Origin of the sequence: Caulobacter sp. (assembly GCF_049283275.1) — a bacterium.
Lineage (GTDB): Bacteria > Pseudomonadota > Alphaproteobacteria > Caulobacterales > Caulobacteraceae > Caulobacter.
In genome coordinates, this window is sequence record NZ_JBAPVS010000090.1 from 1 (window position 1) to 7867 (window position 7867).

7 protein-coding genes and 1 pseudogene are annotated in these 7867 nt (G+C 67.5%); 6 read left to right on the forward strand and 2 right to left on the reverse strand.

Annotated features, from left to right (window positions below; all coding sequences use genetic code 11):
- Nucleotides 1–46: 46 nt before the first annotated feature.
- Entirely contained in the window at nt 47–1930 is a 1884-nt protein-coding gene (locus WAL33_RS04445; protein WP_422178890.1) for an ATP-binding protein, read from the reverse strand.
- 171 nt (nt 1931–2101) lie between these two features.
- Between WAL33_RS04445 and WAL33_RS04450 the strand changes: the two genes are divergently transcribed.
- From WAL33_RS04450 to WAL33_RS04470, 5 genes are all read left to right on the forward strand, one after another.
- Entirely contained in the window at nt 2102–2440 is a 339-nt protein-coding gene (locus WAL33_RS04450) for a hypothetical protein (protein ID WP_422178892.1), read from the forward strand.
- A 57-nt stretch (nt 2441–2497) separates the two neighbouring features.
- Nucleotides 2498–2923, forward strand: a complete 426-nt coding sequence (locus tag WAL33_RS04455; protein WP_422178894.1) for a hypothetical protein — start codon at nt 2498–2500, stop codon at nt 2921–2923.
- A 135-nt stretch (nt 2924–3058) separates the two neighbouring features.
- Nucleotides 3059–4231 carry a phosphoserine transaminase gene (locus WAL33_RS04460; RefSeq protein ID WP_422178895.1) on the forward strand — a complete coding sequence of 391 codons (1173 nt, stop codon included), beginning with the start codon at nt 3059–3061 and terminating at the stop codon, nt 4229–4231.
- A 152-nt stretch (nt 4232–4383) separates the two neighbouring features.
- Nucleotides 4384–5964, forward strand: coding sequence for a phosphoglycerate dehydrogenase (serA, locus tag WAL33_RS04465; RefSeq protein WP_422178897.1), 1581 nt, complete (start codon nt 4384–4386; stop codon nt 5962–5964).
- Nucleotides 5965–6297: 333 nt separating this feature from the next.
- The gene (locus WAL33_RS04470; RefSeq protein ID WP_422178899.1) at nt 6298–6663 is read left to right on the forward strand and encodes a VanZ family protein; all 366 of its coding nucleotides are present in this window, start codon (nt 6298–6300) and stop codon (nt 6661–6663) included.
- A gap of 69 nt (nt 6664–6732) precedes the next feature.
- On the opposite strand, the gene WAL33_RS04475 is transcribed toward WAL33_RS04470, so the two are convergent.
- On the reverse strand, nt 6733–7509 hold the full coding sequence (locus WAL33_RS04475) for a crotonase/enoyl-CoA hydratase family protein (RefSeq protein ID WP_422178900.1): 777 nt from the start codon (nt 7507–7509) through the stop codon (nt 6733–6735).
- 96 nt (nt 7510–7605) lie between these two features.
- Here WAL33_RS04475 and WAL33_RS04480 point away from each other — a divergent pair.
- Nucleotides 7606–7867, forward strand: a pseudogene (locus WAL33_RS04480) (protein imuA); the annotation flags it as partial.

Below are 7867 nucleotides of genomic sequence, written 5' to 3' on the forward strand. Positions count from 1 at the left end.
GCCGCGCCCCCTCCGGCCCTTCGGGCCACCTCCCCCAAGGGGAGGACTAAGCCGCGGCGACCTTCGAACCGTCGCGTCGCGCGGCGGCCACGGCGGTTTCGATCGCGTCGTAGAGCTTGGTCACCTCGATCGGCTTGGCGACGTGGCCGTCCATGCCGACCGCCAGGTAGCCCTCGACCTGGTGGGCCAGGGCGTTGGCCGTGACCGCCACGATCGGGATGCGCTTGCGGCTTTCGCTGACCTCGAGCGAGCGGATGGTTCGGGCCGCCTCGACGCCGTCCATCACCGGCATATGGATGTCCATCAGCACGATATCGTAGCCGCCGCGCTTCCAGGCCTCGATGCAGGCCGCCCCGTCGGCCACCAGATGAACCTCGGCGCCCAGCGGCGCCAGGACGGCCGCGATGACCTTCTGGTTGGTCGGATTGTCGTCGGCGGCCAGCACGCGCAGGCGGCGCTCGGATTCGATCGGCGGCGGGGCGGCTTCGACCGGCGCGGTGACGGCGGCCTCGCCGCGCGGCATGGCCACCACCACGGTGAAGGTCGAGCCCTGGCCCTCGCGGCTTTGCACATGGACGCCGCCGCCCATCAGGGAGGCCAACTCGTTGCAGATCGACAGGCCCAGGCCCGAGCCGCCGAACCGGCGGGTGGTCGAGCTGTCGGCCTGGACGAATTTGTCGAACAGGCGCGGCAGGGTCTCGGCGTCGATGCCGATGCCGGTGTCGACCACGTCGATGCGCAGGCCGCTGCCGTCGTCGGCCGAGGCGAAGCGCACGGAGACGCTGCCCTCGAGGGTGAACTTCAGGGCGTTGGAGACCAGATTGCCCAGGATCTGCCGTAGGCGGTCGGCGTCGCCGCGCCACGAACCCAGAGCTTCCGGCGCGACGAAGACGCCGAACTCCAGGTTCTTGCTCCTGGCCTGGGTGGCGAAGGACTCGCGGACCGACAGGGCCAGGCTGGCCAGATCGAAGTCACGCTCGACCAGATCCAGGCGGCCGGCCTCGATCTTGGAAAGGTCCAGCACGTCGTTGAGCACTGAAAGCAGCAGGTCGCCGGACTCGCGGATCACCGCCAAGCGTTCGCGCTGGGGCGGAGACAACTCGCCCATGGCCATCACCTCGGCCATGGCCAGCACGCCGTTCAGCGGGGTGCGGATCTCGTGGCTCATATTGGCCAGGAAGTGCGACTTCAGGACGTTGGCGGCGTTGGCGTCGTCACGCGCCTTGACCAGTTCGGCCATGGCGCCGCGCAGATCGTGATCGTTGATCTCCAGCCGCGAGACCAGGTGGTTGAAGCTGTCGGTCAGGCTCTGGAAGACGTCGTCGTCGGCCGGTTGCTCCACCGGCTTGAAGCGGCCGTCTGCGGCGACCTCGCGCATGGCGTTGGACAGGCGCTCCATCGGCTTGGTCATGCGCCGGGCCAGGCCGTTGGCCAGCAGGATCGCCAGGCCGGCCGAGCCGAAGAACAGGGTGCCGGTCAGGGCCAGGTCGCGGGCCATGATGTCGGTCAAGCTGGGCCTGCGGGCCGACAGAGACAGCGTGCCGACCTGCCGCGGGCCCATCTTGATGGGCCGGACCAGGGTGTCGACCTCGGCGTCCTTGACCGCGCCGACCTGGGCGACGACCTGGCCGTTCATGTCGGTCAACCGCACCGACGCGACATTGGGGGCCTTGGCCACCGCTTCGAGCGCGCGATAGGCCCCGACAGTATTGTGATCGGCCATCGGCCCGGCGGCGCCCGCCGCCACCATCTGGGCCAGGATCTCGTGGTTGGCCTGGGACTCCTGGTGGGCGACGCTCCACTGCTGAAGCATGAAGCACAGACACGCGGCCAGCAGCGCGACCACAGTCGTGGTCAGCGCGACAGCCGCGATTCGCGCCTGCAAGGGCGCGTGCGTCGCGGCTCCAGAGCTACGGCTGTCCTCGATCATTTCCCGTCCCAGGAGAATCCTAGTGCTCCAACCTCGCGCAATCTTCCTAACGCTTCGCTTCCAAGATACCGCCTTACCACTACAAAACAACGTCAGCGCGCATTTCTCATTGCGTTCTTGTTAACTTTTCGTTTACCTCTTTCCTTAGTCTTTCATTAAGGAGATGGGGCGTTGGAAAAGATTTTCGTTGTCAAACGTGTGGCCGCCAAGCTGCATGGCACTGAAGCTGCGATCGACACCGCGATGGTCCAAGCCGCTGAAATGATGGCGGATTTGGTTCAGGCTCGTAAGGATCTGGGTTTGGCCGCGACCGTCGGCGCGAGCACGACCGCCAAGGTCATGACCGCCCTCGCGGCACTGTCCGAAGCGCGCAGCGCGATGGTCGAGGCTCACGCCGAACTGGATCAAACCCGTCTGCGCCTTGGCGTGCGCACCAAGATGGTCGGCTGGGACAAGATGGAGGGTTCCGCCCAAGTCCAGGAAGAGGTGCGGCTGGCCGACGCCGGCTAAGTAATATTGCAAGAGTTTAATCCCTAGAGTCTCTAATTCGGGTTAGAGACCCTAGGGATGCACTTGCAGTTCGCGCCGATTTTGGGATGGAGCGCCACCTTCTTGGTGTGCGCCTTGGCATGGGCAAAAGGCTCTGCCCCCGAGCGGTTGGGCAGCCTCATCGTCATAGCGGGGTCCATCGCCGCCGCCCTGATCCAAATCCTGTTGTCGGCGCGGCCAGAGGCTGTCGCGATGCTATTACTGGAGGGCGTATACAGCCTCGCCTTCCTGATGCTGGCCCTGCGCTACACCAGAGTTTGGCTGGGCGTTGCAATGCTGCTGCAGGCCATGCAGTTCGGGCTTCACGCCTATTATATCGTCGCCGAACGTCGGCACGATCTGACCTATGGCCTGGTCAATAATCTCAATTCCATCGGCGTGTTGCTCTGCATCCTGTTCGGGATCTTCGTGTCGGCGCGCCGCCGGGCCCGCGCCGCAAAATAATTGCCGCGAGCGGATCATCCGCCGAGGCCGCGGCAAAATCTCTCCTTGCCTTCGCCGCCGAAACGAGGTTTCTCGCCGGCGGGCCACGCCCCCCCAACGGGGCGCTGTCCATCTGTAAGGATGGGAGACATCGATATGACGACCCTCGCCAAGCCGGCGATCCGCCCGGCTCGCCCCGAGTTCTCTTCCGGCCCCTGCGCCAAGCGCCCAGGCTGGACCCCCGAAAATCTCAGAAACGCTGTCTTGGGCCGGTCGCACCGCTCCAAGCTGGGCAAGGGTCGCCTGAAGGCCGCCATCGACCAGACGCGCGAAGTCCTGGAAGTCCCCGCCGACTTCCTGATCGGCATCGTCGCCGGTTCGGACACCGGCGCCGTCGAGATGGCGATGTGGTCGATGCTGGGCGCCAAGCCCGTGCAGCTGCTAGCCTTCGAGTCCTTCGGCAAGGACTGGGTCACCGACGTCACCAAGCAATTGAAGCTGCCGAACGTGGAAGTGCTCGACGCGCCCTACGGTCAGCTGCCCGACACCTCCAAGGTCGATCCGGCCAAGGACCTGGTCTTCACCTGGAACGGCACCACCTCGGGCGTCCGCGTCCCGAACGCCGACTTCATCAGCGCTGACCGCGAAGGCATCGTCATCTGCGACGCCACCAGCGCCGCCTTCGCCCAGGAACTGGACTGGACGAAACTGGATGTCGTGACCTTCTCCTGGCAGAAGGCCCTGGGCGGCGAAGGCGCGCACGGCGTGCTGATCCTGTCGCCCCGCGCCGTGGCTCGCCTGGAGAGCTACACCCCCGCCTGGCCGATGCCGAAGCTGTTCCGGATGACCAAGGGCGGCAAGATCGCCGCCGACATCTTCGAAGGCGCGACCATCAACACCCCGTCGATGCTCTGCGTCGAGGATGCGCTGGACGCCCTGAAGTGGGCCGCCTCGATCGGCGGCCTGGAAGCCATGCAGGGCCGCGCCGACCAGAACCTGGCGGTCATCGCCGACTGGGTCGAGCGCACCCCGTGGGTCGAGTTCCTGGCGGCCACGCCGGAGATCCGCTCCAACACCTCGGTGTGCCTCAAGGTCGTCGATCCCAAGATCGCCGCCCTGCCGGACGACGCCCAGGCCGACTTCGCCAAGAAGCTGGCCTCGCTGCTCGAAAAGGAGGGCGCGGCCCTCGACATCGGCGGCTATCGCGACGCCCCGGCCGGCTTGCGCATCTGGTGCGGCGCCACCGTCGAGGCTTCGGATCTCGAGGCCCTGACGCCTTGGCTCGACTGGGCGTTCGCCTCGGTCTCGGCCGAACTGGCCGCCGCGTAAACTAGCGCCCTAGAACCCCCTCCGTCGGCTCCGCCGACACCTCCCCCAGAGGGGGGGGATCTCCGCACTCAGCTGCTCCCCCTTTTGGGGAGCTGTCGCGGAGCGACTGAGGGGGCTTTCACCCTGAAAATTCTCCGCAAGGAATCCCGCACATGACCGCTCCCCGCGTCCTCATCGCTGACAAGCTCAGCCCCGCCGCCGTCGACATCTTCAAGAACCGCGGCGTCGACTTCGACATCAAGGTCGGCCTGTCCAAGGACGAACTGATCGCCGTGATCGGCGACTATGACGGCATCGCCATCCGCTCGGGCGCCAAGCTCGACAAGGACGTGATCGCCGCCGCCCACCGGCTGAAGGTCATCGCCCGCGCCGGCATCGGCGTCGACAATGTCGACATCCCCGCCGCCACCGCCAAGGGCGTGGTGGTGATGAACACTCCGTTCGGCAATTCGATCACCACGGCCGAGCACGCCATCGCCATGATGTTCGCCCTGGCCCGCCAGCTGCCCGCCGCCGACGCCAGCACCCAGGCCGGCAAGTGGGAGAAGAACCGCTTCATGGGCGTGGAGCTGTACGCCAAGACCCTGGGCCTGATCGGGGCCGGCAACATCGGCGGCATCGTCGCCGACCGCGCCCTGGGCCTGAAGATGAAGGTCGTGGCCTACGACCCCTTCCTGTCGCCCGAGCGCGCCATCGAGATGGGCGTGGAGAAGGTCGAGCTGGAAGACCTGCTGGCCCGCGCCGACGTCATCACCCTGCACACCCCGCTGACCGACAAGACCCGCAACATCCTGTCGGCCGAGAACCTGGCCAAGACCAAGAAGGGCGTGCTGATTGTCAACTGCGCCCGCGGCGGCCTGGTCGACGAGGTGGCCCTGCGCAAGCTGCTGGATGACGGCCATGTCGGCGGCGCGGGCTTCGACGTGTTCGTCACCGAACCGGCCAAGGAAAACCCGCTGTTCGGTTCGGACAAGGTCGTGGCCACCCCGCACCTGGGCGCCAGCACCAATGAAGCGCAAGAAAACGTCGCCCTGCAGGTGGCCGAGCAAGTCAGCGACTACCTGCTGACCGGCGCGGTCACCAACGCGCTGAACAGTCCGTCGATCACCGCCGAAGAAGCCCCCAAGCTGAAGCCGTTCGTGGCCCTGGCCGAGAAGATCGGCGCCCTGGCCGGCCAGATGGTCGACTTCGGCATCAAGGCCATCGACATCGCCTTCGAGGGCGAGGTCTCCAAGCTGAACGTCAAGCCGATGACCTCGGCGGCCCTGGCCGGAATCCTCAAGCCGATGCTGGCCGAGATCAACATGGTCTCCGCCCCGGCCGTGGCCAAGGATCGCGGCATCACCGTCTCGGAGAGCCGCCAGGAGGTCAGCCCCACCTATGACAGCCTGATGCGCATCACCATCACCACCGAGAAGGGCAAGCGCGCCTTCGCCGGCACGGTGATCGCCGGCGCCCCGCGCATGGTCGAGGTCAAGGGCATGGAACTGGACGCGGGCTTCGCCCCGGCCATGCTCTACATCAACAACCTGGACAAGCCGGGCTTCATCGGCGCGCTGGGCATGCTGCTGGGCGAGGCGGGCGTCAACATCGCCACCTTCAACCTGGGCCGCCTGTCGGCCGACGAGGACGCCATCGCCCTGGTCGGCGTCGACCAGGCTCCGGACGAGGCCCTGCTGGCCAAGATCCAGGCCCTGCCGCACGTCAAGGAAGCGCGCGCCCTGACGTTCTGATCCTTCTGAACCCTTCTCCCCTTGCGGGAGAAGGTGTCGGCCCCCGGGTCCGGCTGAAAGCCGGCCCGAGGATAAACTCCGCCGACGAATGAGGGGTCTCTCAGAAACATCCGCCGCGTCCGGTCGAAAGGCGGGGCGCGGCGTTTGTGTCTATCGACCCCTCACCCGACGGTCCTCCGGACCGCCATCCTCTCCCGCAAGGGGAGAGGGGAGAAGGTGCAGAACCCGTGCAACCCGCGAGGCGATACGGCCAAGATCGCCGCCCGCCATTTTCAAGCCTCACCGGACCGGCTAGGTGCGGAGCATCCAGCCAGGAGCCTCCCAAGGAGCCGAATGTCCATCCGCGCCCGCCAGATCAACCGTCTGGTCTTCATCGTCTTCCTGGCCGCCTCGGCCTACGCTCTGGCCCGCGCCCTGCTCCCCGACGACGACCGCACCGGCCTGATCCCTTGGGACAAGGCCAAGCACTTCATCGTCTTCTATGGGCTCAGCATCCTGGCCAGCCTGGCCCTGCCGCAGAGTCGGCTGCATCGCATCGGCCTGGTGATCCTGGCGTACGGCGGGTCGATCGAGATCCTGCAAGGCCTGGTCGGCCGCGACGCCTCGTGGCTGGACCTGTTCGCCGACGCCTGCGGCATCAGCGCCGCGTTCGGGCCGATGCTGGTCAGCCAGTGGTGGCGCAAGGCCGCGCGGCTTTAGCTCTCAAACTCCGCTTAAATTCCCTTCATCCCGGCTTTCGCCGGGATGAAGGGAATATGGGGGGAGCGCTCAGAACGTTCCCCCGCGCCCTTCGCCGTCCGTGAACCGCGCCGCCCCGGCCCGAGCCTCGCGGCGCAGGGGCTCCAGCCCGCCGATCCCCTCGATCTTCAGCGCCTCCTCTAGCGAGACGTCCCACTGGGCGAAGGCCGAGGCGCGGTCGGCGCGCAGGCAGATCTGCGGGAAGGCGGCGATCTGGGCGGCCAGGGCCTGGGCGGCGCCGAGGGCCTGGCCCGCCGGAACCACGCGGTCGGCCAGGCCCCAGCTCAGCGCCTCGGCGGCCTCGACCGCCCGGCCGGTCAGGATCATGTCCAGAGCCCGGCCTTGGCCGACGATGCGGGGCAGCCGCACCGTGCCGCCGTCGATCAGCGGCACGCCCCAGCGCCGGCAGAACACGCCGAAGATCGCGGTTTCCGACGCCACCCGCAGGTCGCACCACAGGGCCAGCTCCAGCCCGCCGGCCACCGCGTGACCCTCGACGGCGGCGATCACCGGCTTGGACAGCAGGCGCCGCGTCGGCCCCATCGGACCTTCGCCGACCGGGTCGTAGCGCTCGCCGCCGCCCCCTCTCTCGTCTTGGGCCGCCGCGACGGCCAGGTCGAACCCGGCGCAGAACGTCCCGCCCGCTCCGGTCAGCACGGCGACGGCGGCGGCCGGATCGGCCTCGAAGGCGTCGAACGCCGCGCGCAGCTGCAGGGCCGTGTCGGGGTTCACCGCGTTGCGTTTTTCGGGCCGGTTGATCGTCACGGTCCAGACCGGACCGTCGGTGCTGAGTTCGACTTCGGTCATCCGGGATCTCCGCTCATGGGGAAACACCATGATGGGCTCTGCTTGACTCTCCAAGCCGGGAAGATCAGAACAAAAGTGGAACATTGGAGAACGGAGATGGCCGGGGCGAAACCCGCCCTTTCGGCTTTGAGAGCCCAGATCGCCGCGCTGGAAGCGGGGACTCGAACTGCGCCTCCCGTCCTGCCGTTCGGTGATCCGCGCATCGACGGCTGCTTCCCGGCCGGCGGCCTGCAGCGCGGCGGCTGGCACGAGGTGGGCGGCGCTGGCCTGGAGGAGGAGACGGGCGCTGCGCCGGCCGCCTTCACCGCCCTGATGCTGCGGCCGCTGGCCGCCAAGGGCGCGGTGGTGTGGGTGATGC